Source organism: Pseudomonas sp. XP2 (genome assembly GCF_053557975.1).
Genome location: NZ_JBNRIK010000036.1, coordinates 1 through 25762, shown reverse-complemented (window position 1 = coordinate 25762; position 25762 = coordinate 1). Strand labels below are relative to the sequence as shown.

At 61.0% G+C, this 25762-nt stretch carries 21 protein-coding genes and 4 tRNA genes; 22 read left to right on the top strand and 3 right to left on the bottom strand.

Going from position 1 to position 25762, the window contains the following annotated elements; genetic code table 11:
* Positions 1–31: 31 nt before the first annotated feature.
* Together ACK1VC_RS26580 and phhA are read right to left on the bottom strand one after the other, a co-directional pair.
* Positions 32–388, bottom strand: a complete 357-nt coding sequence (locus tag ACK1VC_RS26580; protein ID WP_016488502.1) for a 4a-hydroxytetrahydrobiopterin dehydratase — start codon at positions 386–388, stop codon at positions 32–34.
* A gap of 39 nt (positions 389–427) precedes the next feature.
* Entirely contained in the window at positions 428–1216 is a 789-nt protein-coding gene (phhA, locus tag ACK1VC_RS26575) for a phenylalanine 4-monooxygenase (RefSeq protein ID WP_016488501.1), read from the bottom strand.
* 257 nt (positions 1217–1473) lie between these two features.
* Here phhA and ACK1VC_RS26570 point away from each other — a divergent pair, with 257 nt between their 5' ends.
* Entirely contained in the window at positions 1474–3033 is a 1560-nt protein-coding gene (locus ACK1VC_RS26570) for a sigma-54-dependent phenylalanine hydroxylase transcriptional regulator PhhR (RefSeq protein WP_016488500.1), read from the top strand.
* A 151-nt stretch (positions 3034–3184) separates the two neighbouring features.
* On the opposite strand, the gene ACK1VC_RS26565 is transcribed toward ACK1VC_RS26570, so the two are convergent.
* Positions 3185–3439 carry a DUF2790 domain-containing protein gene (locus ACK1VC_RS26565; RefSeq protein WP_003254526.1) on the bottom strand — a complete coding sequence of 85 codons (255 nt, stop codon included), beginning with the start codon at positions 3437–3439 and terminating at the stop codon, positions 3185–3187.
* Positions 3440–3837: 398 nt separating this feature from the next.
* Between ACK1VC_RS26565 and acs the strand changes: the two genes are divergently transcribed.
* From acs to mgtE, 21 genes are all read left to right on the top strand, one after another.
* Entirely contained in the window at positions 3838–5799 is a 1962-nt protein-coding gene (gene acs / locus ACK1VC_RS26560; RefSeq protein WP_016488499.1) for an acetate--CoA ligase, read from the top strand.
* 505 nt (positions 5800–6304) lie between these two features.
* The gene (locus tag ACK1VC_RS26555) at positions 6305–7090 is read left to right on the top strand and encodes an ABC transporter substrate-binding protein (protein ID WP_016488498.1); all 786 of its coding nucleotides are present in this window, start codon (positions 6305–6307) and stop codon (positions 7088–7090) included.
* A gap of 88 nt (positions 7091–7178) precedes the next feature.
* Positions 7179–7868: an ABC transporter permease gene (locus tag ACK1VC_RS26550; protein ID WP_016488497.1), complete on the top strand. Its 690-nt coding sequence runs from the start codon at positions 7179–7181 to the stop codon at positions 7866–7868.
* Positions 7865–8563 carry an ABC transporter permease gene (locus tag ACK1VC_RS26545; protein ID WP_016488496.1) on the top strand — a complete coding sequence of 233 codons (699 nt, stop codon included), beginning with the start codon at positions 7865–7867 and terminating at the stop codon, positions 8561–8563. The genes ACK1VC_RS26550 and ACK1VC_RS26545 overlap by 4 nt, the downstream gene beginning before the upstream one ends.
* Positions 8564–8585: 22 nt before the next feature.
* Positions 8586–9350, top strand: coding sequence for an ABC transporter ATP-binding protein (locus tag ACK1VC_RS26540; protein WP_016488495.1), 765 nt, complete (start codon positions 8586–8588; stop codon positions 9348–9350).
* A gap of 98 nt (positions 9351–9448) precedes the next feature.
* Entirely contained in the window at positions 9449–10429 is a 981-nt protein-coding gene (argR, locus tag ACK1VC_RS26535) for a transcriptional regulator ArgR (RefSeq protein ID WP_016488494.1), read from the top strand.
* Positions 10430–10772: 343 nt separating this feature from the next.
* Entirely contained in the window at positions 10773–11993 is a 1221-nt protein-coding gene (locus ACK1VC_RS26530; protein WP_016488493.1) for an aspartate aminotransferase family protein, read from the top strand.
* A gap of 135 nt (positions 11994–12128) precedes the next feature.
* A complete protein-coding gene (aruF, locus tag ACK1VC_RS26525) occupies positions 12129–13148 on the top strand; it encodes an arginine/ornithine succinyltransferase subunit alpha (RefSeq protein WP_449118148.1) in 1020 nt (339 codons plus the stop codon).
* Between the two features lie 78 nt (positions 13149–13226).
* Positions 13227–14255 carry an arginine N-succinyltransferase gene (astA, locus tag ACK1VC_RS26520; RefSeq protein ID WP_016488491.1) on the top strand — a complete coding sequence of 343 codons (1029 nt, stop codon included), beginning with the start codon at positions 13227–13229 and terminating at the stop codon, positions 14253–14255.
* Complete coding sequence (gene astD / locus ACK1VC_RS26515; protein ID WP_145913849.1) at positions 14256–15719, top strand: succinylglutamate-semialdehyde dehydrogenase; 1464 nt, start codon at positions 14256–14258, stop codon at positions 15717–15719.
* 23 nt (positions 15720–15742) lie between these two features.
* Positions 15743–17092: an N-succinylarginine dihydrolase gene (astB, locus tag ACK1VC_RS26510; protein WP_060519129.1), complete on the top strand. Its 1350-nt coding sequence runs from the start codon at positions 15743–15745 to the stop codon at positions 17090–17092.
* A gap of 14 nt (positions 17093–17106) precedes the next feature.
* Positions 17107–17397 (top strand): hypothetical protein, encoded by a 291-nt coding sequence (locus tag ACK1VC_RS26505; RefSeq protein WP_016488488.1) that lies wholly within the window; start codon positions 17107–17109, stop codon positions 17395–17397.
* Positions 17398–17407: 10 nt separating this feature from the next.
* Entirely contained in the window at positions 17408–18415 is a 1008-nt protein-coding gene (astE, locus tag ACK1VC_RS26500) for a succinylglutamate desuccinylase (RefSeq protein WP_016488487.1), read from the top strand.
* 398 nt (positions 18416–18813) lie between these two features.
* On the top strand, positions 18814–21438 hold the full coding sequence (gene alaS, locus ACK1VC_RS26495; RefSeq protein ID WP_024717733.1) for an alanine--tRNA ligase: 2625 nt from the start codon (positions 18814–18816) through the stop codon (positions 21436–21438).
* A 147-nt stretch (positions 21439–21585) separates the two neighbouring features.
* Positions 21586–22821, top strand: coding sequence for an aspartate kinase (locus ACK1VC_RS26490; RefSeq protein WP_016488485.1), 1236 nt, complete (start codon positions 21586–21588; stop codon positions 22819–22821).
* A 166-nt stretch (positions 22822–22987) separates the two neighbouring features.
* Positions 22988–23176: a carbon storage regulator CsrA gene (gene csrA, locus ACK1VC_RS26485; RefSeq protein WP_003254503.1), complete on the top strand. Its 189-nt coding sequence runs from the start codon at positions 22988–22990 to the stop codon at positions 23174–23176.
* 72 nt (positions 23177–23248) lie between these two features.
* Positions 23249–23339, top strand: a tRNA-Ser gene (locus ACK1VC_RS26480).
* Positions 23340–23445: 106 nt separating this feature from the next.
* Positions 23446–23522: transfer RNA gene (locus tag ACK1VC_RS26475), tRNA-Arg, on the top strand.
* A 72-nt stretch (positions 23523–23594) separates the two neighbouring features.
* A tRNA-Arg gene (locus ACK1VC_RS26470) sits at positions 23595–23671 on the top strand.
* A gap of 72 nt (positions 23672–23743) precedes the next feature.
* Positions 23744–23820, top strand: a tRNA-Arg gene (locus ACK1VC_RS26465).
* A gap of 420 nt (positions 23821–24240) precedes the next feature.
* Positions 24241–25683, top strand: a complete 1443-nt coding sequence (mgtE, locus tag ACK1VC_RS26460) for a magnesium transporter (RefSeq protein WP_016488484.1) — start codon at positions 24241–24243, stop codon at positions 25681–25683.
* The last annotated feature ends 79 nt before the right edge of the window (positions 25684–25762 follow it).

Here is a 25762-nt window from a genome sequence, read left to right as displayed (position 1 = left end):
GGGGCGCGCAGCGGCCCCACTTCCTAAGCGATTACTTACGGCCTTCAGCCGTTTCAGCCACTTTGTCAGTGCGTGCGCACATGATGAAGTCGTTGCGGTGCAGGCCTTTGATCGAGTGGCTCCACCAGGTCACGGTAACTTTGCCCCACTCGGTCAGCAGCCCCGGGTGGTGGCCTTCGGCTTCGGCGATTTCGCCCACGGCGTTGGTGAACGCCAGGGCGTGCTTGAAGTTCTTGAACAGGAACACGCGCTCAAGCTCCATGTGGCCGTCACGCACTTCGATGTTCCAGTCCGGGATTTCGCGAATCAGTTCGGCCAGCTCGTCGTCGGAGACTTTCGGTGCGTCGGCGCGGCAGGCTTCGCAATGGGCTTGATTCAAGGCATTCATGAGATGTTTTCCGGTTCGAGTTGTTATCGGCAAGGTTGATCAGGCAGCGACCTTGGGTGGAAACTTCGGCGCGTGCAGGCCCAGCTGCATGGCTTTGTGGACCATGCCCATGATGTCTTCGTGGGCCAGGTCGAACAGGCGCTTCATGTTCGGCAGCACGAAATACACCGGCTGCAGGATGTCGATGCGGTATGGCGTACGCATGGCTTCGATCGGGTCGAAGGCCTGGTGCTCAGGCGCGTCAGACAGACTGTAGACGGTCTCTTTCGGCGACGAGAGAATGCCGCCGCCATAGATCTTGCGGCCTTGCGGGGTTTCCATCAGGCCAAACTCGATAGTCATCCAGTACAGGCGCGCAAGGTAGACGCGTTGTTCCTTGGTCGCGGCCAGGCCGAGCTTGCCGTAGGTATGGGTGAATTCGGCGAACCATGGGTTGGTCAGCAGCGGGCAGTGGCCGAAGATCTCGTGGAAGATATCGGGCTCTTGCAGGTAGTCCAGCTCCTCCGGGGTACGAATGAAGGTGGCAACCGGGAAGCGCTTGCTGGCCAGCAGTTCGAAGAAGGTCTGGAAGGGGATCAGTGCCGGTACCCGGGCAACTTGCCAGCCGGTGGTGGCGCCCAGCACCTTGTTGACCTCGCCCAGTTGCGGGATACGGTCATGGGGCAGCTTGAGCTGGTCGATGCCGTCCAGGTATTCCTGGCACGCGCGGCCCTCGATCACTTTCAGCTGGCGGGTGATCAGGGTGTTCCATACCGCATGCTCTTGCTGCGGGTAATCGATAAAACCATGCGCATCGGGCTCGCGTGCCACGTATTGCGTCTGTTTCATGAGGCTCTCCTGGTGAGGGCTTTTCTTGTTATGTGCAGGACATGACTCAGTAATATCCCCGCCCGGATCGGTTTGCACGATGGACCGCACGCCCTGTCGCGCGTTATCACCCTCATTTTCGTAACGATAATTTTACAAAATGCGGCAGGTGTCGGAAAATCCGAGGCATCTGGCTGATGGTTACACTGTTTTTGTCAGCTTCTCTTTACAACTTTTCTGCGCGGTGTTGAAAAACATTGGCGTTTCGCGGGCCCCACATGCGTATCAAAGTCCATTGCCAGAACCGGATTGGCATTCTGCGCGACATCCTCAACCTGCTGGTGGAGTACGGCATCAACGTGCTGCGTGGCGAGGTGGGCGGTGACCATGGCAACGCCATCTACCTGCATTGCCCGAACCTGATCAATCTGCAGTTCCAGGCACTGCGGCCCAAGTTCGAGGCGATTGCCGGCGTGTTCGGCGTCAAGCGCGTAGGGCTGATGCCCAGCGAGCGCCGCCACATGGAGCTGAATGCGCTGCTGGGGGCGCTGGATTTCCCGGTGCTGTCGATCGACATGGGCGGCAGTATCGTCGCCGCCAACCGCACGGCGGCGCAGCTGCTGGGGGTGCGGGTAGATGAGGTGCCTGGCATGCCGCTGGCACGCTATGTGGAAGACTTTGACCTGCCGGAGTTGGTGCGGGCCAACAAGTCGCGCATCAATGGCATGCGTATCAAGGTCAAAGGTGATGTGTTTCTGGCCGATATCGCGCCGCTGCAGTCCGAGCACGATGACAGTGAGGCGTTGGCGGGTGCGGTACTCACCCTGCACCGTGCAGACCGCATCGGCGAGCGTATCTACAACGTGCGCAAGCAAGAGCTGCGCGGCTTCGACAGCATCTTCCAGAGCTCGCGGGTGATGGCCGCCGTGGTACGTGAGGCGCGGCGCATGGCACCGCTGGATGCACCCTTGCTGATTGAAGGCGAGACCGGCACTGGCAAGGAGCTGCTGGCGCGCGCCTGCCATTTGGCCAGCCCGCGCGGGCAGTCGCCGCTGATGGCGCTCAATTGCGCCGGGTTGCCCGAGTCGATGGCCGAGACTGAACTGTTCGGTTACGGTCCCGGCGCGTTCGAAGGGGCGCGGGCCGAGGGCAAGCTGGGGCTGCTGGAGCTGACCGCCGGCGGCACGCTGTTTCTTGACGGAGTAGGGGAGATGAGCCCGCGCCTGCAAGTGAAGCTGCTGCGCTTTCTGCAAGACGGCTGCTTCCGCCGGGTAGGCAGCGATGAAGAGGTGTACCTGGATGTGCGGGTGATTTGCGCGACCCAGGTGGATTTGTCGGAACTGTGTGCCCGTGGCGAGTTTCGCCAGGACCTGTATCACCGCCTGAACGTATTGTCGCTGCACATTCCGCCTTTGCGTGAATGCATGGATGGGTTGGAAGGGCTGGTACAGCACTTTCTCGATCAGGCCAGCCGGCAGATCGGCTGCGCCATGCCCCGCCTGGCGCCAGCAGCAATGGAAAAACTTGGGCAATACCATTGGCCGGGTAATGTAAGGCAGTTGGAAAACGTATTGTTTCAGGCGGTTTCTTTATGTGAAGGCGGCGTGGTCAAAAGCGAGCATATTCGCTTGCCGGATTATGGCGTGCGGCAACCGTTGGGTGAGTTTTCGCTGGAAGGGGATCTTTCGCAGATTGTCGGGCGCTTTGAAAAGGCGGTACTGGAAAGTTTGATGGGGGAGTTTTCGAGTAGTCGGGCTTTGGGGAAAAGATTGGGTGTTTCGCACACGACAATTGCCAACAAGTTGAGGGATTACTCGCTTAACAAGTCTGCGGATTAGTTGTCAGGCAAAGAACTTGGGACTGCTTCGCAGTCCTTTCGCGGCGCAAGGCCGCTCCTACAGGTACGGCGCGGGTTTGAGGATTGCGCAATACCTGCAGGAGCGGCCTTGTGTCGCGATAGGGGCCCGCAGGGCCCCGATTCACAAGGTATCAGCCGTTGGAGCAGCCGTTCCCCATCACGCGGTATTCGAGAATGTGCTTCTGGCCCTGGGAGTCCTCGTAGGTCATGCGGGCTGGCACGACTTCGCACACATTGGGCACTTCGCTCATGGAGATGACGCGGGCAATGTCCAGGTGTTGCGAGTAACTGTATTGTTCAACCGGAATCTGCTCGGCATCTTTGGCTTCGCCGGCCATCGCCGCGCCGCAAAGACTGCCAAGTACCAATACCAGTAAAGCTTTCATTTTCTATTTACCTGTCTAAGGTCGTGAGGGGGCACGCGGCGCTTATGGCGCCGCGAGTACAGCGAGTTTTAACTATCGGGATGAGATGGAGATTAACGCTTGCCTTCGTGGGGGCTGTTACCAGTTGTTAATCGCCTTGCCGTTGCTGGCGAGGTGAATTTTATGGCGGTGGCCAAGGCTGAAACAGTGGGTCTTTTGATAAAGTGTTTTGACAGAATCTGTAACAATCCCCTGGTAACCGCCTCTTTTTTTTCGACGCAGGGTCTGTAATGCCCGGGCCAGAGCGCTTGGGCGGAACGGGCGTACCAAATTACTACCAACGTCGAATGGCTTTTGTCGCTCTGGTACAGTTACAAACGGTTCCATACAAAAACAACTATTACACCGAGGTAACACAGATGAGTGCGGCTCCACTGTATCCCGTTCGTCCCGAGGTTGCGGCCACTACCCTGACCGACGAGGCCACCTACAAGGCCATGTACCAGAAATCGGTGATCAACCCGGACGGCTTCTGGCGCGAGCAGGCCCAGCGTATCGACTGGATCAAACCGTTCACCAAGGTCAAGCAAACCTCCTTTGATGACCATCACGTCGATATCAAATGGTTCGCCGACGGCACTCTGAACGTTTCCTCCAACTGCCTGGACCGCCACCTTGAAGAGCGTGGCGACCAGCTGGCAATCATCTGGGAGGGCGACGACCCTTCCGAGCACCGCAACATCACTTACCGTGAGCTGCACGAGCAGGTCTGCAAGTTCGCCAACGCCCTGCGTGGCCAGGACGTGCACCGTGGTGATGTGGTCACCATCTATATGCCGATGATCCCCGAGGCCGTGGTCGCCATGCTGGCCTGTGCCCGTATCGGTGCGATCCACTCGGTGGTCTTCGGTGGCTTCTCCCCTGAGGCCTTGGCTGGCCGCATCATCGATTGCGAGTCCAAAGTGGTGATCACCGCCGACGAAGGCGTACGTGGCGGCCGTCGTACCCCGCTCAAGGCCAACGTCGACCTGGCGCTGACCAACCCTGAAACCAAAAGCGTACAGAAGATCATCGTGTGCAAGCGCACCGGTGGTGAGATTGCCTGGCACCAGCACCGCGACATCTGGTACGAAGACCTGATGAAAGTGGCCTCCAGCCACTGCGCGCCAAAAGAAATGGGTGCTGAAGAAGCGCTGTTCATCCTTTATACCTCCGGCTCTACGGGCAAGCCCAAGGGTGTGCTGCACACCACCGGTGGTTACCTGGTGTATGCCGCGCTGACCCACGAGCGCGTGTTCGACTACCGCCCGGGCGAGGTCTACTGGTGCACCGCCGACGTCGGCTGGGTCACTGGCCACAGCTATATCGTCTACGGCCCGCTGGCCAATGGCGCCACCACCTTGCTGTTCGAGGGCGTGCCAAACTATCCGGACATTACCCGCGTGTCGAAGATCGTCGACAAGCACAAGGTCAACATCCTCTACACCGCCCCAACCGCCATTCGCGCGATGATGGCCGAAGGGCAGGCCGCTGTTGAGGGGGCCGATGGTTCCAGCCTGCGCCTGCTTGGCTCGGTGGGCGAGCCGATCAACCCTGAGGCCTGGAACTGGTACTACAAGACCGTTGGCAAGGAGCGTTGCCCGATCGTCGACACCTGGTGGCAGACCGAGACCGGCGGCATCCTGATCAGCCCGCTGCCGGGCGCTACCGGTCTCAAGCCGGGCTCGGCAACCCGTCCGTTCTTTGGCGTGGTGCCTGCGCTGGTGGACAACCTGGGTAACCTGATCGAGGGCGCGGCCGAAGGCAACCTGGTGATCCTCGACTCCTGGCCGGGCCAGTCGCGTTCGCTGTACGGCGACCACGACCGCTTCGTTGACACCTACTTCAAGACGTTCCGTGGCATGTACTTCACCGGTGACGGTGCGCGCCGCGACGAAGATGGCTACTACTGGATCACTGGCCGTGTGGATGACGTGCTCAACGTGTCTGGCCATCGTATGGGTACTGCCGAAATCGAAAGCGCCATGGTGGCGCACTCGAAAGTTGCCGAGGCGGCAGTGGTTGGCGTGCCGCACGACATCAAGGGCCAGGGCATCTATGTGTATGTCACCCTGAATGCCGGTGTCGAGGCCAGCGAGCAACTGCGCCTGGAGCTGAAGAACTGGGTGCGCAAGGAAATCGGCCCGATTGCCTCGCCGGACGTGATCCAGTGGGCGCCGGGGTTGCCGAAGACGCGTTCGGGCAAGATCATGCGCCGTATCCTGCGCAAGATTGCCACCAGTGAGTATGATGCTTTGGGCGATATCTCCACCTTGGCCGACCCGGGTGTGGTGCAGCACCTGATCGATACCCACAAGGCCATGAGCCTGGCTTCGGCCTGATAGCCTCGTCGCTTACGCGGTGGGAGCGCCACGACCAGACTAAACCCCGCCCGGGCAACCGGCGGGGTTTTTGCTTTACTGTTACCCGACATTCATCGGTAACTGTTCTGTCACCGGTCCCGCACAGGTTCGGGGCGCGAGGAAACACATCTGGCCCGTTTTGGTGCATTTGCGTAGCCAATTTGTGCAACACAGCACGCTCCACTTGCCGTAGTACAAGGCTTTGCCAATAATAGGCCCAGGAATTGCTAGGTCTATAGGTTCTATTTCTTGCGCTTTTGCATATTTTGCATTGGCTGTCAACATCGCCCGCAGCGGTTTCAGGCGCTTCTGTAAGTAGTTGTCGCTTTGAAGAAATATCGACTACCGGGCTGTCGCTAAAATGCCACTCACTCGCTCGTGGTCTGCGACCTTGGTCGAACCCTGCGCGGCTCGCGTTGTACCCATTCGCATATCGGGCAGTTGTTACCTGCCTTGTATTGCCCCGTACCGATGGAGTTACCTGATGAAGAAGCTCGCACTGCTTGGCGCCCTGGCGCTGTCTGTGTTTTCCCTGGTGTCGCAGGCCGATGAAAAACCACTGAAAATCGGCATTGAAGCCGCCTACCCACCCTTCGCCTTCAAGCAGCCTGACGGCAGCATCGCCGGCTTCGACTACGACATCGGCAACGCCCTGTGCGAAGAGATGAAGGCCAAGTGCACCTGGGTCGAGCAGGAGTTCGACGGCCTGATCCCTGCGCTTAAGGTGCGTAAGATCGACGCCATTCTGTCCTCCATGTCGATCACTGAAGACCGTAAGAAGTCGGTCGACTTCACCAAGCGCTACTACCTCACCCCGGCGCGCCTGGTCATGAAGGACGGCACCGCTGTCAGCGACAGCCTGGATGAGCTCAAAGGCAAGAAGATCGGTGTGCAGCGTGGCTCGATCCATGACCGCTTCGCCAAGGAAGTGCTGGGCGCCAAAGGGGCCACCGTGGTGCCTTACGGCACCCAGAACGAAATCTATCTGGACGTGGCGGCCGGTCGCCTCGACGGCACCGTGGCTGACGCCACCCTGCTGGAAGACGGGTTCCTCAAGACCGACGCCGGCAAGGGCTTCGCCTTCGTAGGCCCGGCTTTCACCGACGCCAAATACTTCGGTGACGGCATCGGCATTGCCGTACGCAAGGGCGACAAGGCCAACGTCGACCGCATCAACGCGGCTATCGACGCCATCCGTGCCAACGGCAAGTACAAAGAAATCGAGAAGAAGTACTTCAACTTCGATATCTACGGTCCAGACTCGAACTAAGACGTCGGGTTTCACCTGTGCAATGGTGCAAACAGCAGAAGCTCTGAGGTTTGCACCATTTTTCATTCTCTAGGTCGAGGACCTCATCATGTTGAAAGGCTACGGGGCAGTCATCCTCGACGGGGCGTGGCTGACGCTGCAGCTCGCCCTGTCGTCGATGGCCCTGGCCATCGTGCTCGGCCTGATCGGTGTGGCGCTGCGCTTGTCGCCGGTGCGCTGGCTGGCCTGGCTGGGCGATCTGTATTCCACGGTGATCCGTGGTATTCCGGACTTGGTCCTGATCCTGCTGATCTTCTACGGCGGGCAAGACATCATCAACCGGGTGGCGCCGCTGCTCGGCTACGAAGACTACATCGACCTCAACCCGCTGGTTGCGGGTATTGGCACGTTGGGCTTCATCTTTGGCGCGTACCTGTCGGAAACCTTCCGCGGTGCCTTCCTCGGCATTCCCAAAGGCCAGGCCGAAGCGGGCGTGGCGTATGGCATGAGCAACCGCCAGGTGTTCTTCCGCATCCAGGTGCCGCAAATGATTCGCCTGGCGATCCCGGGCTTCACCAACAACTGGCTGGTGCTGACCAAGGCCACCGCGCTGATCTCGGTAGTCGGCCTCCAGGACATGATGTTCAAGGCCAAGCAGGCGGCCGATGCCACCCGCGAGCCTTTCACCTTCTTCCTGGCGGTGGCGGCCCTGTACCTGGTGCTGACCAGTGTCTCGCTGCTGGCCCTGAAGTATCTCGAGCGCCGCTACTCGGTGGGCGTCAAGGTGGCTGAACTATGATCTTCGACTACAACGTCGTCTGGGAGGCATTGCCGATGTACTTCGGCGGCCTGCTGACCACCCTCAAGCTGCTGGCGATTTCGCTGTTCTTCGGCCTGCTGGCGGCCATTCCGCTGGGCCTGATGCGCGTGTCCAAACAGCCTGCGATCAACCTCGTGGCATGGCTCTACACCTACGTGATTCGCGGCACGCCAATGCTGGTGCAGCTGTTTCTGATCTACTACGGCCTGGCGCAGTTCGAGGCGGTACGCGAAAGCTTCCTGTGGCCGCTGTTGTCCAGCGCCACGTTCTGCGCCTGCCTGGCGTTCGGTATCAATACCAGTGCCTATACCGCCGAAATCATCGCCGGCAGCCTCAAGGCCACGCCGCACGGCGAGATCGAGGCGGCCAAGGCCATGGGCATGTCGCGCATGAAGATGTACCGGCGCATCCTGCTGCCGTCGGCCCTGCGCCGCGCGCTGCCGCAGTACAGCAACGAAGTGATCATGATGCTGCAGACCACCAGCCTGGCGTCGATCGTCACCCTGATCGACATCACCGGTGCCGCACGCACGGTCAATGCCCAGTACTACCTGCCTTTCGAGGCCTATATCACGGCGGGCGTGTTCTACCTGTGCCTGACCTTCATCCTGGTGCGCCTGTTCAAGATGGCCGAACGCCGCTGGCTCGGCTACCTGGCGCCGCGCAAGCACTGACCGCTTTGTGAGAATCGACAGCATGTACAAACTCGAAGTCCAAGACCTGCACAAGCGCTACGGCAGCCATGAAGTGCTAAAGGGCGTGTCCCTGGCGGCCAAGGCCGGCGACGTCATCAGCATTATCGGCTCCAGTGGTTCGGGCAAGTCGACCTTCCTGCGCTGCATCAACCTGCTGGAGCAGCCGCACGCTGGCAAGATCCTGCTCAACAACGAAGAACTCAAGCTGGTCGCCGCCAAGGACGGTGCGCTGAAGGCCGCCGACCCGCGCCAGCTGCAGCGCATGCGCTCGCGCCTGTCGATGGTGTTCCAGCACTTCAACCTGTGGTCGCACATGACGGCGCTGGAGAACGTGATCGAAGCGCCGGTCCATGTACTGGGTGTGAACAAGAAAGAAGCCCTTGAAAAGGCCGAGCACTACCTGGCCAAGGTGGGGGTGGCCCACCGCAAGGACGCTTTCCCCGGGCATATGTCGGGCGGTGAGCAACAACGTGTGGCAATTGCCCGGGCCCTGGCCATGGAGCCGGAGGTCATGCTGTTCGATGAGCCGACTTCGGCGCTCGACCCGGAGCTGGTGGGGGATGTGCTCAAGGTCATGCAGGCGCTGGCTCAGGAGGGCCGGACCATGGTGGTGGTGACTCACGAAATGGGCTTTGCTCGTGAGGTGTCCAACCAGCTGGTGTTCTTGCACAAAGGCCTGGTGGAAGAGACCGGCTGCCCTCGCGAAGTACTGGCCAACCCGCGGTCGGAGCGCCTGAAGCAGTTCCTCTCGGGCAGCCTGAAGTAAAAGCTGCATTTTTGCACCAGAATAGGGCATGCTGCGCTGCGAGCGCAGCCTGACCCGGCGCACAGACTCGAACGACCTCAGGTTTCGGACCGCACCCTATGACCACCCAGCGAATCGGTTTTCTCATCTGGCCCAGCACCAAGCCCTTGACCCTGGCGCTGGCCGAGGAAGTGTTGCAGGTGGCGCAGCGGGTGCATCCGGATGTGGTTTACGAACTGGCCTTTCTACAGGCGGAGCCAGCGCAAGAAGGCGGTTGGCGCCTGCCCGGCGAGCCGTGGGCCGGCCGCCTGGAGGGGTGCCACAAACTGTTCCTGGTTGCTGATGAGCCGCCTGCGGCGGTAGGGGCGTCCCTGTCGACTGCGCTCAAGCAGCTGGCGCGCAGTGGCTGCATGATCGCCGGCTTGTCTGCAGGGGTTTATCCGCTGGCGATGCTGGGCCTGCTCGACGGTTACCGGGCTGCGGTGCACTGGCGCTGGCAGGACGATTTTGCCGAACGCTTCCCCAAGGTCATCGCCACCAGCCACCTGTTCGACTGGGACCGTGATCGCCTGACGGCCTGTGGCGGCATCGCCGTGGCCGACCTGCTGCTGGCAGTGCTGGCCCGTGACCACGGGGCGGAGCTGGCGGGTGCGGTGTCGGAAGAACTGGTGGTGGAGCGCATCCGTGAGGGTGGCGAGCGTCAGCGCATACCGCTGCAAAACCGCCTGGGTTCGAGTCATCCCAAACTGACCCAGGCGGTGCTGTTGATGGAAGCCAACATCGAAGAACCGCTGACCACCGACGAGATTGCTCAGCATGTGTGCGTGTCGCGTCGCCAGCTGGAGCGTATCTTCAAACAGTACCTGAACCGCGTGCCTAGCCAGTACTACCTGGAGCTGCGGCTCAACAAGGCGCGGCAGATGCTGATGCAGACCAGTAAGTCGATCATCCAGATCGGCTTGTCCTGTGGCTTCTCCTCGGGGCCGCATTTTTCCAGTGCCTATCGCAACTTCTTTGGCGCCACGCCACGGGAAGACCGCAACCAGCGACGCAGCAGCAGCCCGTTCGAACTGAGCTCGGCGCCTGCCGAAAAGGGCTGAAACGTTGCTGTCAGTGCTGGCCCTTTCGCGGGGCAAGCCCGCTCCCACAGATGCTCGTTGCCATCTGATTCAGTAGTGAATCTGTGGGAGCGGGCTTGTCCCGCGAAAGGGCCGGTGCAGGCAGCGTTCAATCCCAATGTGAACACCCGTTCACCCAGCATCCTCTCTCCCGTACACTGCGCGATTGCGACAGTGTTTGTCGCATTGCCGAAAGCCTTGTCAAAACTGGGTTTTGCGCTGTAACAAGTTGTCGCTTGGCCGCAAGGACAGGCGCGGATCAGTCCTTACAATCCCCCCATCGCTCGCCCACTTCCAGGCCAGCGTTCCTCTTCAGGAGACTCAGATGTCCGTTGAGCAAGCCCCGGTGCAACGTGCCGATTTCGACCAGGTCATGGTCCCCAACTATTCTCCGGCGGCCTTCATTCCTGTGCGAGGCGAGGGTTCCCGTGTGTGGGACCAGTCGGGTCGCGAGCTGATCGATTTTGCCGGTGGCATCGCGGTAAACGCCCTGGGCCACTGCCACCCGGCACTGGTCAAGGCCCTGACCGACCAGGCCAACACGCTCTGGCACGTATCCAACGTGTTCACCAACGAGCCGGCCCTGCGCCTGGCTCACAAGCTGGTGGACGCTACCTTTGCCGACCGGGCGTTCTTCTGCAACTCCGGCGCCGAGGCCAATGAGGCCGCTTTCAAGCTGGCCCGTCGCGTCGCCCATGACCGCTTCGGCCCGGAAAAGCACGAAATCATCGCCACGGTGAACAGCTTCCACGGCCGCACCTTGTTCACCGTCAGCGTTGGTGGGCAGCCGAAGTACTCCGACGGTTTCGGTCCGAAGATCACTGGCATCAGCCACGTGCCGTACAACGACCTGGAAGCGTTGAAGGCAAAGATTTCCGACAAGACCTGCGCCGTGGTGATCGAGCCGATCCAGGGCGAGAGCGGCGTGGTGCCGGCCGACAAGGCCTACCTGGAAGGCGCGCGCAAGCTGTGCGACGAGCACAACGCCCTGCTGATCTTCGACGAAGTGCAGACTGGCGTGGGCCGTACCGGTTCGCTGTATGCCTACCAGCACTACGGCGTGACGCCCGACATCCTGACCAGCGCCAAGAGCCTGGGCGGGGGCTTCCCGATCGGCGCCATGCTGACCACCACCGAACTGGCCAAGCACCTGGCGGTCGGCACACACGGCACCACCTACGGCGGTAACCCGCTGGGCTGCGCCGTCGCCTGCGCGGTGTTGGATGTGGTCAATACCCCTGAAACCTTGGCCGGCATCAAGGCCAAGCACGCACGCTTCAAAACCCGCCTGGAACAGATCGGCCAGAAGTACAACCTGTTCACCCAGGTACGTGGTGTTGGTCTGCTGATCGGCTGCGTACTTGCCGAGGCCTGGCAGGGCAAGGCCAAGGACGTGCTCAACGCTGCCGAGAAAGAAGGCGTAATGGTGCTGCAGGCCGGCCCGGACGTGGTCCGTTTTGCGCCAAGCCTGGTGGTTGAAGACGCCGACATCGATGAAGGCCTGGACCGCTTCGAGCGCGCTGTGGCTGCCTTGACCAAAGGCTGATCCGCCTGCGGTCCCGTCGCCGGCCCAGGCCACTAGCGGGCCTGGCCGGCGATAACCGATTCCACTGCAGGTGCCTGTGTACCTGCCGTTTTTCCGTGCCGCGGTGAGCGGCCCGTATTCCAAAGGAGTGACACCATGCTGGTGATGCGCCCCACGCAAATGGCTGATCTGAACGAAGTGCAGCGCATGGCTGCAGACAGCCCCATTGGTGTCACCTCGCTGCCGGACGACGCTGCTCGCCTGGGCGACAAGATCGCCGCTTCCGAGACTTCCTTCGCCGCCGAGGTCAGCTTCAACGGCGAGGAAAGCTACTTTTTTGTGCTTGAAGACAGCGAGACCGGCAAGCTGGCCGGCTGCTCGGCCATTGTCGCTTCGGCTGGCTACTCCGAGCCGTTCTACAGTTTTCGTAACGAAACCTTCGTGCATGCCTCGCGCGAACTGAAGATCCACAACAAGATCCACGTGCTGTCGCTGTGTCATGACCTGACCGGCAACAGCCTGCTGACCAGCTTCTATGTATTGCCGGAGCTGGTGAACAGCGGCTGGGCCGAGCTCAATTCGCGCGGTCGCCTGCTGTTCATGGCCGCGCACCCGGAGCGTTTCGCCGACTCGGTAGTGACCGAAATCGTCGGTTACAGCGACGAGAATGGCGAATCGCCGTTCTGGGATGCCATCGGCCGCAATTTCTTCGACCTTAACTACTCCGACGCCGAGCGCCTGTGTGGCCTGAAGAGCCGCACTTTCCTCGCCGAACTGATGCCGCATTACCCTATCTACGTGCCGCTGCTGCCCGATGAGGCGCAGGAAGCCATGGGGCAGGTGCACCCGCGCGCGCAGATCACCTTCGACATCCTCATGCGCGAAGGCTTCGAGACCGAGCATTACATCGACATTTTCGACGGCGGCCCGACTCTGCATGCGCGCACTTCGGGCATTCGCTCGATTGCCCAGAGCCGCTCGGCGCCGGTGAAAATCGAGGACGCGCCGGGCAAGGGGGGGCGCCCGTACCTGGTGTGCAACGGCCAGTTGCAGGACTACCGCGCAGTGCTGCTGGACCTGGACTGGGTGCCCGGCAAGCCGGTGTGCCTGAGCCTGGCTGCGGCCGATGCGCTGGGTGTGGGCGAGGGTGGCAGTGTGCGCCTGGTCGCAGTCTGAGGTCTGGTAACAGACGTTTCGGGATTGATGCGTTAGAAGAGTTTTGCGCCGGCCGCCGCCGCCGCACAAGGAGATAGCATGATCGTTCGTCCTGTACGCAGCAGCGATTTGCCTGCGTTGATCGAATTGGCACGCAGCACCGGCACCACCGGGCTGACCACGCTGCCGGCCAACGAAGAACGCTTGGGGCATCGCGTTGGCTGGGCGGAAAAGAGCTTCCGTGGCGAAGCCGAGCGTGGCGACACCGACTACCTGTTCGTGCTGGAAAACGACGAAGGCCTGGTGGTGGGCATCAGTGCCATCGCGGGTGCCGTCGGCCTGCGCGAGCCGTGGTACAACTATCGGGTCGGCCTGACCGTCAGCGCCTCGCAGGAGCTGAAGATCTATCGCGAAATCCCCACCCTGTTCCTCGCCAACGACCTGACCGGCAACTCTGAACTGTGCTCGCTGTTCCTGCGCAGCGACTACCGCTCCGGGCTCAATGGCCGCCTGCTGTCGCGCGCGCGCATGCTGTTCATTGCTGAGTTCCCGGAGCTGTTCGGCAAAAAGATCATCGCCGAAATGCGTGGCATGTCCGACGAGCATGGCCGTTCGCCTTTCTGGGAAAGCCTTGGCCGGCATTTCTTCAAGATGGAGTTCAGCCAGGCGGACTACCTGACCGGCGTAGGCAACAAGTCGTTCATCGCCGAGCTGATGCCCAAGTTCCCGCTGTACACCTGCTTCCTGTCCGAGGCGGCGCGCGAGGTGATCGGCCGCGTGCACGTCGACACCGAGCCGGCGCTGGCCATGCTCAAGCAGGAAGGTTTCAACTATCAGGGCTATGTCGACATCTTCGACGCAGGCCCCGCCATCGAGTGTGATACCGCCAAGATCCGCGCCGTGCGCGAGAGCCAGACCTTGGTGCTGGCAGTCGGCACGCCGGGCGATGACGCTACCCCTTACATCATCCACAACCGCAAACGCGACGATTGCCGCATCACTGCCGCTCCGGCGCGGCTGGCCGCCGGTACCCTGGTGGTCGACCCGTTGACCGCCAAGCGTCTGCGCATGGGGGCTGGCGACAACGTGCGTGCCGTGCCGCTGTCGGCCAGCCGGGAGGCCCAATAAATGACCACGCATTACATCGCAGGCAATTGGCTGGCGGGGCAGGGCGAAGCCCTGCAGTCGCTGAACCCGGTAACCCAGGCTGTCATCTGGCAAGGGCAGGGCGCTGACGCCAGCCAAGTGGACGCCGCTGTGCAGGCAGCGCGCCGGACCTTCCCGGCGTGGGCACAACTGAGCCTGGAAGCGCGCATCGATGTGCTGGAGAAGTTCGCCGAACAGCTGAAAAAGCATGCCGAAGCGTTGGCACAGTGCATCGGTGAGGAAACCGGAAAGCCCCTGTGGGAGTCGGCGACCGAAGTCACCAGCATGATCAACAAGGTGGCGATCTCGGTACAAAGCTACCGCGAGCGCACCGGGGAAAAGAGCGGCCCGCTGGCCGACGCCACGGCCGTGCTGCGGCACAAGCCCCATGGCGTGGTGGCGGTGTTCGGCCCCTACAACTTCCCCGGTCACTTGCCCAATGGCCATATTGTGCCGGCGCTGCTGGCGGGTAACTGCGTGGTGTTCAAGCCCAGCGAGCTGACGCCCAAGGTCGCCGAGCTGACCGTCAACTGCTGGATCGCCGCCGGCCTGCCGGCGGGCGTGCTGAACCTGGTGCAAGGCGCGCGTGAAACCGGTGTGGCACTGGCCGCCAACCCGGGGATCGATGGCCTGTTCTTCACAGGTTCCAGCCGCACCGGCAACTTGCTGCACCAGCAGTTCGCCGGTCGCCCGGACAAGATTCTGGCCCTGGAAATGGGGGGCAACAACCCGCTGGTGGTAGACGAGGTCAAGGACCTCGACGCTGCGGTGTACACCATTATCCAGTCGGCGTTCATTTCTGCCGGGCAGCGTTGCACCTGCGCGCGGCGCCTGCTGGTGCCGCAAGGCGCCTGGGGTGATGCGCTGATCGCACGCCTGGTCGAGGTGTGCAAAACCATCACGGTGGGTGCATTTGACGATCAGCCAGCGCCGTTCATGGGCTCGGTCATTTCGCTGCAGGCGGCGCGGGCGCTGATTGCGGCCCAGGCCGAACTGGCCGCCAAGGGTGGCGTGAAGCTGCTGGAAATGACCCAGCCGCAGGCCGATGCCGCGCTGCTGACCCCGGGCATTGTCGATGTCACAGGCGTGGCCGAGCGCCCGGACGAGGAGTTCTTTGGCCCGCTGTTGCAGGTGATCCGTTACGCCGACTTCGATGCCGCCATCGATGAAGCCAACAACACCCAGTTCGGTCTGGCCGCCGGCTTGCTGTCCGACTCGCGTGCCCGCTACCAGTACTTCTGGCTGCGTAGCCGCGCCGGCATCGTCAACTGGAACAAGCAACTGACCGGCGCCGCCAGCAGCGCGCCGTTCGGTGGCGTGGGTGCCAGTGGCAACCACCGCGCCAGTGCCTACTACGCGGCTGACTACTGTGCTTACCCCGTGGCTTCGCTGGAGACCGCCAGCCTTGCCTTGCCGGCGACACTCACGCCGGGCGTCACCCTATAACAACAGGTCACGGAGCCTAGCCGATGAAATCCTATGAAGTGAATTTTGATGGCCTGGTGGGGCCTACCCACAACTATGGCGGCCTGTCTTACGGCAACGTGGCTTCGCAGAGCAACAGCCAGCAGGGTTCCAGCCCGCGCGAAGCCGCGCGTCAAGGTCTGGCAAAAATGAAAGCGCTGGCCGACATGGGCTTCAAGCAGGGCGTGCTGGCGCCGCAAGAGCGCCCGGATGTGGCCGCGCTGCGCCGCCTGGGGTTTAGCGGCAGCGATGCCGAGGTCATCCAGCGTGCTGCGAAAGACGCCATGCCGTTGCTGGTGGCCAGCTGCTCGGCCTCGAGCATGTGGGTGGCCAATGCGGCCACGGTCAGCCCCAGTGCCGACACGGCGGATGGCCGCGTGCACTTCACCGCCGCCAACCTGAACTGCAAGTACCACCGCAGCATCGAGCACCCGACCACCAGCCGTGTGCTGGGCGCCATGTTCAACAACGAGAAACACTTTGCCCACCACGCAGCATTGCCGGCCGTGGCACAGTTCGGTGACGAGGGCGCGGCCAACCACACGCGCTTCTGCCGTGCTTATGGTGACCCCGGCGTGGAGTTTTTCGTTTATGGCCGCAGTGCCTTCGACAGCCGTTACCCGGCGCCGCAGAAGTACCCGGCCCGGCAAACCCTGGAGGCTTCGCAGGCCGTGGCCCGGTTGCATGGGTTGAGCGATGGCGGTGTGGTCTACGCTCAACAGAACCCCGCCGTGATCGATCAGGGCGTGTTCCATAACGACGTGATTTCGGTGGGCAACGGCGAAGTGCTGTTCTATCACGAGGACGCGTTCCTCGAGACCGACGCGGTGCTTGGTCAGCTGCGCGCTAAACTGGCCAACAAGGGCGGCCACTTCCAGGCCATCTGTGTGCCACGTGCGGCGGTGGCGGTAGAGGATGCCGTGCGCTCTTACCTGTTCAACAGCCAGTTGCTCAGCCGCGATGACGGCTCCATGCTGCTGGTGGTGCCGGAGGAGTGCCGCAACAACGAGCGGGTCTGGGCCTACCTGGGCCAGCTGACCAGCCAAGGTGGCCCGGTCAGGGAGGTCAAGGTATTCGACCTCAAGCAAAGCATGCAGAACGGCGGTGGCCCGGCTTGCCTGCGTCTGCGCGTGGCGTTGAAGGAATCGGAACTGGCGGCGGTGAACCAAGGCGTTATCATGACCGCCCCGCTGTACGACACCCTGGTGCAGTGGGTCGACAAGCATTACCGCGATCGCCTGGGCGAAGCGGACCTGGCCGACCCGCAGTTGCTGGTGGAATGCCGTACGGCACTGGACGAATTGACCCAGATCCTGAAGTTGGGCTCGGTATACCCGTTCCAACGCCAACCTTGAAGAGAGACTTTGCAATGACCGATGCCCTGCGCCTGATCCTTGAAGATGAAGACGGCACCCAGCTGGAAACCTCCTGCACCCGTTTTGCCGTGGTCTGGCAAGGCAAGGAAGTGTGGATTCAGCAGGACGGCCGTGGCCAGCTGCTGATCGGTGTAGATGTCGATGAAGATGACACCGAGTACGCCAACCTGCTGCTGCGCCCGATGGCCACCAACCTGGTCAGCCTGCAGCTGGAAATGGAGCCGGCCGAGGTTGGCGAAGACGACGATCACGTCCATGGCCCTGACTGCGGCCACCACCACTAAGGAAGCCCCTATGCTCGCCCTTGGCAAATTGCTTGAGCTGACACTCACCGATCACGAACCGGCCGAGAAGACCCAAGTGACACCCAAGGGCGCGCGTTTGCGCTGGCTGGGGGAGGGCGCGCTCGAAGTGCGCCCCGCCGAAAGCGATGATTGCGGGCTGGACTTGTTATTGTCTGCGGGCATTCATGGCAACGAAACGGCGCCGATCGAATTGCTCGAACGGCTGTTGCACGGTGTGGCCAACGGCAAGATCAAACCCAAGGCACGGCTGCTGTTCCTGTTTGGCAACCCGGCGGCGATCCGCAAGGGCGAACGGTTCATCGAGCAGGACATCAATCGGCTGTTCAACGGCCGCCATGAGCTTTCCAGTGGCTTCGAGGCATTACGTGCCGCCGAGCTGGAACAGTTCGCCCGGGTGTTCTTCAGCAAGCCGGAGCGCAGCCGCCTGCACTACGACCTGCATACCGCCATCCGCGGTTCGAAGATCGAGCAATTTGCCTTGTACCCCTATAAAGAAGGGCGCAAGCACTCCCGTCGTGAACTGGCGCGCCTGGCAGCGGCAGGCATGGAAGCGGTGCTGCTGCAGAGCAAATCCTCCATCACCTTCAGTGCCTTTACCTACGAACAGCTGGATGCCGAAGCTTTCACTCTGGAACTGGGCAAGGCCCGCCCGTTTGGCCAGAACGAGCAGGTCAACCTCGACCGGCTCGAAGAGCGCCTGATCCAGATCATCGAAGGCACCGAGCCAGAGGGTGAAGGCTCGCTGGATGGCCTGCAACTGTTCAGCGTTTCGCGTGAGATCATCAAGCACAGCGACAGCTTCCACCTGCACCTGCCGGCGGACATTGAAAACTTCTCAGAGCTGAGCAAGGGTTACCTGCTGGCTGAAGACCTGGCCGAAATGCGCTGGGTGGTCGAGGAGGAGGGGGCGCGCATCATTTTTCCCAATCCCAAGGTCAGGAACGGCTTGCGGGCCGGCATCCTGATCGTGCCGGATTCGGGGCAGCGGCTGGGCTGATTACCTGTCTTCCTGCCCCGGCCCTATCGCCGGCAAGCCAGCTCCCACAGGGACTGCATGACAGCCAGACCTGGGGTTATCCTGTGGGAGCTGGCTGGCCGGCGATAGGGCCCTGACAGGATGAATTGGATCCTTCATTCCCCGTGAAACTCTTTTAATTCACCGCCTGTTCCATTTTCCCTTCCCATCGGCGGTAATTGGCTTGCCAGTGGCGAAAGACAGGATTTAGCATCCGGTCATGTCATTTTCGTTTGCATAGCCCGAAAAACCGTCCAAACGATGGTTTCTATCGTATAAACACACTGCATCGAGATTGCAGGACCGATATAATGCGGCCCTTTGCCGTCGTTTCGTCGACGCGTTTGCCCGACAGGGCCGCCGTTTCCGTGGAAGAACCTATGAAAAGCGCAGAAATCCGTGAAGCCTTCCTTCGCTTCTTCGAAGAGCAGGGACACACCCGAGTCGCCTCCAGTTCGCTGATCCCGAACAACGACCCAACCCTGCTGTTCACCAATGCCGGCATGAACCAGTTCAAAGACTGTTTCCTCGGCGCGGAGAAGCGTGCCTACACCCGGGCTGTCAGCAGCCAGAAGTGCGTGCGCGCCGGTGGTAAGCACAACGACCTGGAAAACGTCGGTTACACCGCGCGTCACCATACGTTCTTCGAAATGCTGGGCAACTTCAGCTTCGGCGACTATTTCAAGCGTGATGCCATCACCTACGCCTGGAACTTCCTGACCTCGGACAAGTGGCTTAACCTGCCCAAGGAAAAGCTCTGGGTCACCGTCTACGCCACTGACGACGAAGCCTACGACATCTGGACCAAGGAAATCGGCGTGCCGGCCGAGCGCATGGTGCGCATCGGCGACAACAAGGGCGCCCCTTACGCCTCCGACAACTTCTGGACCATGGGTGACACTGGCCCGTGCGGCCCGTGCACCGAAATCTTCTACGACCACGGCGCTGACATCTGGGGCGGCCCGCCCGGCTCGCCAGAAGAAGACGGCGACCGCTACATCGAGATCTGGAACAACGTCTTCATGCAGTTCAACCGCACCGCCGACGGCGTGCTGCACCCGCTGCCAGCGCCGTCGGTGGACACCGGCATGGGCCTGGAGCGCGTCAGCGCCGTGCTGCAGCACGTGCACTCGAACTACGAGATCGACCTGTTCCAGAACCTGCTGGCGGCTGCGGCCAAGGCTATCGGTTGCAGCAATGACGGCCAGGCGTCGCTGAAGGTGGTCGCCGACCATATTCGCTCGTGCGGCTTCCTGATCGCCGACGGTGTGCTGCCGTCCAACGAAGGCCGTGGCTATGTGCTGCGGCGCATCATTCGTCGCGCCTGCCGCCACGGCAACAAGCTGGGCGCCAAAGGCAGCTTCTTCTATCAGATCGTTGCCGCACTGGCCGCCGAAATGGGCGAGGCCTTCCCTGAGCTGAAGAGCCAGCAAGCGCACATCGAGCGTGTGCTGAAGGCTGAAGAAGAGCAGTTCGCCAAGACCCTGGAGCAAGGCCTGCGCATCCTCGAGCAGGACCTGGCCCAGCTGAAAGGCGACGTGGTACCGGGCGATGTGGTGTTCAAGCTGTATGACACCTACGGGTTCCCGATGGACCTGACGGCCGACATTGCCCGTGAGCGCGAGCTGACCATCGACGAAGCCGGCTTCGAGCGCGAGATGGACGCCCAGCGTGAGCGTGCGCGTTCCGCCAGCGCCTTCGGTATGGACTACAACAGCGTGGTCAAGGTCGACAGCGCCACCGAGTTCCTCGGTTACGACGCCACCGAAGGCCAAGGCAAGATCATCGCCCTGTACAAAGACGGCCAGGCCGTCGACCAATTAGGTGAAGGCGAGCAGGGCGTGGTCGTGCTCGACCGCACGCCGTTCTATGCCGAATCCGGTGGTCAGGTGGGTGACACCGGCTTCCTGCAGGCCGGCGCTGCGCGCTTCGATGTGCGCGACACCACCAAAACCGGCGGTGCCTTCCTGCACCACGGCGTGGTCGCCAGCGGTGCGTTGGTGATCGGTTCGCCGGTCGTGGCCAAGGTCGATGCCGAGGTGCAGCACGCCACTTCGCTCAACCACTCTGCTACCCACCTGCTGCACGAAGCGCTGCGCCAGGTGCTGGGCGAACATGTACAGCAGAAGGGCTCTCTGGTGGATAGCCAGCGCCTGCGTTTCGACTTCAGCCACTTCGAGGCGCTGAAGCCAGAGCAGATCAAGGCCCTGGAAGACATCGTCAACCGCGAAGTGCGCAAGAACACTCCGGTGCAAACCGAACTGACCGACATCGAAACCGCCAAGGCCAAAGGTGCCATGGCGCTGTTCGGCGAGAAGTACGGCGACACCGTGCGTGTGCTGAGCATGGGCGGTGATTTCTCGGTAGAGCTGTGCGGCGGTATCCACGCCAAGCGCACCGGTGACATCAGCCTGTTCAAGATCATCAGCGAAGGCGGCGTAGCCTCTGGTGTGCGCCGTATCGAAGCCGTGACCGGCGCTGCTGCGCTGGCCTACCTGAATGCTGCCGAAGAGCAGGTCAAGGAAGCCGCGCAACTGGTCAAGGGCAACCGCGACAACCTGATCGACAAGCTGTCGGCTGTGCTCGAGCGCAACCGTCAGCTGGAGAAGCAGCTGGAACAGTTGCAGGCCAAGGCTGCCAGCGCCGCCGGGGACGATCTCTCCAACGCGGCTGTTGAGGTCAAGGGTGCCAAGGTTCTCGCCGCCCGCCTGGATGGGCAGGACGGCAAGGCCTTGCTGGCCCTGGTCGATCAGTTGAAAAACAAGCTCGGCCACGCAGTGATCCTGCTGGGCAGCGAGCATGAGGGCAAGGTTGTGCTGGTGGCCGGCGTGACCAAGGACCTCTCCAGCCAACTCAAGGCTGGCGATCTGATGAAACAAGCCGCTGCGGCGGTGGGTGGCAAGGGCGGTGGTCGTCCGGACATGGCCCAGGGTGGTGGCGTCGACGTCGCTGCACTGGACCAGGCCCTGGCGCTGGCCGTGCCATTCGCAGAGCAGGGACTTTGAGATGAAGGGGTGGGTGGTCTGGTGGCCTGTACGGCTAATTCGTGCGCTCAGTCTCGGGTGCAAGGCTTAGCCACACAGGCCACTCCCGTCCACTCCTTCATGTTGGATTGTTTTTTGAGGCCCTGTATGGGCTGAGGCACCATTGAAATGGCGTTGATCGTACAGAAATTTGGCGGCACCTCTGTCGGTTCCATCGAGCGGATCGAGCAGGTTGCCGAAAAGGTCAAGAAACACCGTGAGGCAGGCGACGACCTGGTGGTTGTGCTGTCGGCCATGAGCGGTGAAACCAATCGCCTGATCGACCTGGCCAAGCAGATCACCGATCATCCGGTTCCGCGTGAACTGGACGTGATCGTGTCGACCGGTGAGCAGGTCACCATTGCCCTGCTGACCATGGCCTTGATCAAGCGTGGTGTGCCAGCCGTGTCCTACACCGGCAACCAGGTGCGCATCCTCACCGACAGCTCGCATAACAAGGCGCGCATCCTGCAGATCGACGACCAGAAGATTCGTGCCGACCTCAAGGAAGGCCGCGTGGTCGTGGTAGCAGGCTTCCAGGGCGTCGACGAGCACGGCAGCATCACCACCCTGGGCCGTGGCGGCTCCGACACCACGGGTGTGGCCCTGGCGGCAGCGCTGAAAGCTGACGAGTGCCAGATCTACACCGACGTCGATGGCGTCTACACCACTGACCCGCGCGTCGTGCCACAGGCCCGACGCCTGGAGAAGATCACCTTCGAAGAGATGCTGGAAATGGCCAGCCTCGGTTCCAAGGTGCTGCAGATCCGTTCGGTGGAGTTCGCCGGCAAGTACAACGTTCCGCTGCGCGTGCTGCACAGCTTCAAGGAGGGTCCGGGTACCCTCATTACCATTGATGAAGAGGAATCCATGGAACAGCCGATCATTTCCGGTATCGCCTTCAACCGTGATGAAGCCAAGCTGACCATTCGCGGCGTGCCGGACACCCCGGGCGTGGCCTTCAAGATCCTCGGCCCGATCAGCGCTTCGAACATCGAAGTCGACATGATCGTGCAAAACGTTGCCCACGATAACACCACCGACTTCACCTTCACCGTACACCGCAACGAGTACGAGAAGGCGCAAAGCGTGCTGGAAAACACTGCCCGCGAAATCGGTGCCCGTGAAGTGATCGGCGATACCAAGATCGCCAAGGTCTCGATCGTTGGCGTCGGCATGCGTTCGCACGCCGGTGTTGCCAGCCGCATGTTCGAAGCCCTGGCCAAGGAGAGCATCAACATCCAGATGATCTCCACCTCCGAGATCAAGGTTTCGGTCGTGATCGAAGAGAAGTACCTGGAGCTGGCCGTGCGTGCGCTGCACACCGCGTTCGAGCTCGACGCACCTGTCCGACAGGGCGAGTAAGGCGCTGCCAGGAAGGGCGCGGCTTGCCGCGCCCTTCGCGTTTCTGCTCGCCACGCATGGCCTGTCCTGCCCTGTGTGGCGAGTAACCGGGGCCTGGTCGTCGTCCACGACCAGGCCCTGATACCAAAGACTGTTACCCCTGAATGTTTTGCGTAAGGAGAAAGCTATGTTGATTCTGACTCGTCGGTGCGCCGAGAGCCTGATCATTGGAGACGGCGAGATCACCGTGACGGTGCTTGGCGTCAAAGGCAACCAGGTGCGTATTGGCGTCAGCGCCCCTAAAGAAGTGGCCGTTCACCGCGAGGAAATCTACCTGCGGATCAAGAAAGAGAAGGATGAAGAGCCAAGCCTTTAATTTTTTTGAAGTTTTTTTCAAAAAAAGGGTTGCAAAGGTGAAAGAGGTTCTTTAATATTCGCCTCGTGTTGCGGTGAGGTGGCCGAGTGGCCGAAGGCGCTCCCCTGCTAAGGGAGTATACCTCATAAGGGTATCGGGGGTTCGAATCCCCCCTTCACCGCCATTATTCGCTTAGGGCGCTGTAAACGGTAAGAACGCTAAGTAGTTGATTTTAAACGAAAAAGTTCTTGCAAAAATGTTTCAGCGACCTATAATGCGCGGCAAGACACGGACTCATAGCTCAGCTGGATAGAGTACTCGGCTACGAACCGAGCGGTCACAGGTTCGAATCCTGTTGAGTCCGCCACTTTTTGAAGTGGCTTTGTTTGCAAGGCTGCTTCAAGAAACCAGTGGTAATCTGGTCTAAAACTACCAATGCGGACTCATAGCTCAGCTGGATAGAGTACTCGGCTACGAACCGAGCGGTCGCAGGTTCGAATCCTGCTGAGTCCGCCACTTTTTGAAGTGGATCTGCTTGCAAAGCTGCTTCAGTCAACCAGTGGTAATCTGGTCTAAAACTACCAATGCGGACTCATAGCTCAGCTGGATAGAGTACTCGGCTACGAACCGAGCGGTCGCAGGTTCGAATCCTGCTGAGTCCGCCATACCCCATCAAGAAGCCCGCTCAATTGAGCGGGCTTTTTGTTTTTTGCGCCACTGAATTGTTGGCGATGTCGATCTAAGCTCTTCTGTAATGAGCAGGGTGTAGCGTGTGGCTGTAAGGCAGCCCCAAATTGATCAGGCGCAGCGTACCTGAACTTCAATGTGCTTCCCCATCCACAACAATCGTCGCACTCATAGCTTCGAGCGTTGTCCCACCTTTATCACGCAAACGATTGTTCTGACCAAAATTTTAAGCGATCTGACAGCTTGAGCAGTGTATGATTGCGCCCGTCAGCCCCGCCGGGGCTTGTGGAAAACCACCATGGACTTACCCAGTAGTTACTCGCTAACAAGATTCATACAGAAAGATCTGACCGATTGATTCTCCCGGCGTGCTCCGCTGCTGGGAGTGGAGTTCGCCTATGACTGAAGTAGAAGTAAAAAAAGCGCAAGAAAGCCTGCAGGATCGCCTGGCCCAGGTGGTCGAACTGCTGCAACGCCAGCGTGTGGTCGAAGACCTGACGCACCGCCAGGAAGGCGCGCACAATGACCTGGTAGAAAACCTGGTCCACCGCCAGAACCTCGTCGAGCTGCAGCGCAAGCTTGATGACCTGCACCCCGCCGACATCGCCTATATCCTCGAAGCCTTACCCCTGGAAGACCGACTGACGGTCTGGCAGCTGGTGCGCTCGGATCGCGATGGCGACATCCTGCTGGAAGTTTCCGACTCGGTTCGTCAATCGTTGATCGCCGACATGGACGATCACGAGCTGCTGGCCGCCGCCAAGGAAATGGACGCCGACGAGCTGGCCGACCTGGCCCCTGAGCTGCCGCGTGACGTTGTTCACGAGCTGATGGAAACCCTCGATGCCCAGCAACGCGAGCGTGTGCGCTCGGCGCTGAGCTACGACGAGGAGCAGGTCGGTGCGCTGATGGACTTCGAGATGGTCACCATCCGCGAAGACGTCAGCCTGGAGGTGGTACTGCGCTACCTGCGCCGCCTGAAAGAACTGCCCAACCACACCGACAAACTGTTCGTGGTCGATTATGACGGCATCCTGAAAGGGGTATTGCCGATCAAGCGCCTGCTGGTCAACGACCCAGAGAAGAAGGTAGCGGAGGTCATGGCGACCGACCCGGTGTCCTTCCAGCCTGAGGAAGATGCCTATGATGCGGCGCAGGCTTTCGAGCGTTATGACCTGGTATCGGCACCTGTAGTGGACAAGAGCGGTCGTCTGATTGGCCGTTTGACCATTGACGAGATGGTCGACCTGATCCGTGAGGAGAGCGAGAGCGAAGTCCTCAACATGGCGGGTCTGCGTGAAGAGGAAGATATCTTTGCCTCGGTCTGGCGCTCGTTCCGCAACCGTTGGGCATGGCTGGCGATCAACCTGATCACCGCCTTTGTTGCCTCGCGCGTGATCGGGCTGTTCGAAGGCTCGATCGAAAAGCTGGTGGCGTTGGCGGCGTTGATGCCGATCGTTGCGGGTATTGGTGGCAACTCGGGTAACCAGACCATCACCATGATCGTCCGCGCCATGGCGCTGGACCAGGTGTCGCCGGGCAACACCAGTCGCCTGATGCGCAAGGAGCTGGCGGTGTCGCTGATCAACGGCCTGGTTTGGGGAGGCGTGATTGGTGCGGTGGCTTTCTGGTTGTATGGCAGCTGGTCACTGGGTGTGGTGATGACCGCAGCGATGACCTTGAACCTGTTACTGGCGGCGCTGATGGGTGTGCTCATCCCGATGACGTTGGCCCGCCTGGGGCGCGACCCGGCGATGGGGGCGAGTGTGATGATCACTGCCGTGACGGACAGTGGCGGCTTCTTCATCTTCCTTGGCCTAGCTACGCTGTTCCTGCTGTAAACCCCTTTTCTTGCAGTTGCGCGGCCCTGTGGGAGCGGCCTTGTGTCGCGAAAGGGCTGCGAAGCAGCCCCAGCAAGCG

What these genes read in the sequence shown, in the direction of transcription:
- ACK1VC_RS26580 (WP_016488502.1), bottom strand. Translation starts at nt 388, where the DNA reads ATGAATGCCTTGAATCAAGCCCATTGCGAAGCCTGCCGCGCCGACGCA.
- phhA (WP_016488501.1), bottom strand. Translation starts at nt 1,216, where the DNA reads ATGAAACAGACGCAATACGTGGCACGCGAGCCCGATGCGCATGGTTTT.
- ACK1VC_RS26570 (WP_016488500.1), top strand. Translation starts at nt 1,474, where the DNA reads ATGCGTATCAAAGTCCATTGCCAGAACCGGATTGGCATTCTGCGCGAC.
- ACK1VC_RS26565 (WP_003254526.1), bottom strand. Translation starts at nt 3,439, where the DNA reads ATGAAAGCTTTACTGGTATTGGTACTTGGCAGTCTTTGCGGCGCGGCG.
- acs (WP_016488499.1), top strand. Translation starts at nt 3,838, where the DNA reads ATGAGTGCGGCTCCACTGTATCCCGTTCGTCCCGAGGTTGCGGCCACT.
- ACK1VC_RS26555 (WP_016488498.1), top strand. Translation starts at nt 6,305, where the DNA reads ATGAAGAAGCTCGCACTGCTTGGCGCCCTGGCGCTGTCTGTGTTTTCC.
- ACK1VC_RS26550 (WP_016488497.1), top strand. Translation starts at nt 7,179, where the DNA reads ATGTTGAAAGGCTACGGGGCAGTCATCCTCGACGGGGCGTGGCTGACG.
- ACK1VC_RS26545 (WP_016488496.1), top strand. Translation starts at nt 7,865, where the DNA reads ATGATCTTCGACTACAACGTCGTCTGGGAGGCATTGCCGATGTACTTC.
- ACK1VC_RS26540 (WP_016488495.1), top strand. Translation starts at nt 8,586, where the DNA reads ATGTACAAACTCGAAGTCCAAGACCTGCACAAGCGCTACGGCAGCCAT.
- argR (WP_016488494.1), top strand. Translation starts at nt 9,449, where the DNA reads ATGACCACCCAGCGAATCGGTTTTCTCATCTGGCCCAGCACCAAGCCC.
- ACK1VC_RS26530 (WP_016488493.1), top strand. Translation starts at nt 10,773, where the DNA reads ATGTCCGTTGAGCAAGCCCCGGTGCAACGTGCCGATTTCGACCAGGTC.
- aruF (WP_449118148.1), top strand. Translation starts at nt 12,129, where the DNA reads ATGCTGGTGATGCGCCCCACGCAAATGGCTGATCTGAACGAAGTGCAG.
- astA (WP_016488491.1), top strand. Translation starts at nt 13,227, where the DNA reads ATGATCGTTCGTCCTGTACGCAGCAGCGATTTGCCTGCGTTGATCGAA.
- astD (WP_145913849.1), top strand. Translation starts at nt 14,256, where the DNA reads ATGACCACGCATTACATCGCAGGCAATTGGCTGGCGGGGCAGGGCGAA.
- astB (WP_060519129.1), top strand. Translation starts at nt 15,743, where the DNA reads ATGAAATCCTATGAAGTGAATTTTGATGGCCTGGTGGGGCCTACCCAC.
- ACK1VC_RS26505 (WP_016488488.1), top strand. Translation starts at nt 17,107, where the DNA reads ATGACCGATGCCCTGCGCCTGATCCTTGAAGATGAAGACGGCACCCAG.
- astE (WP_016488487.1), top strand. Translation starts at nt 17,408, where the DNA reads ATGCTCGCCCTTGGCAAATTGCTTGAGCTGACACTCACCGATCACGAA.
- alaS (WP_024717733.1), top strand. Translation starts at nt 18,814, where the DNA reads ATGAAAAGCGCAGAAATCCGTGAAGCCTTCCTTCGCTTCTTCGAAGAG.
- ACK1VC_RS26490 (WP_016488485.1), top strand. Translation starts at nt 21,586, where the DNA reads ATGGCGTTGATCGTACAGAAATTTGGCGGCACCTCTGTCGGTTCCATC.
- csrA (WP_003254503.1), top strand. Translation starts at nt 22,988, where the DNA reads ATGTTGATTCTGACTCGTCGGTGCGCCGAGAGCCTGATCATTGGAGAC.
- mgtE (WP_016488484.1), top strand. Translation starts at nt 24,241, where the DNA reads ATGACTGAAGTAGAAGTAAAAAAAGCGCAAGAAAGCCTGCAGGATCGC.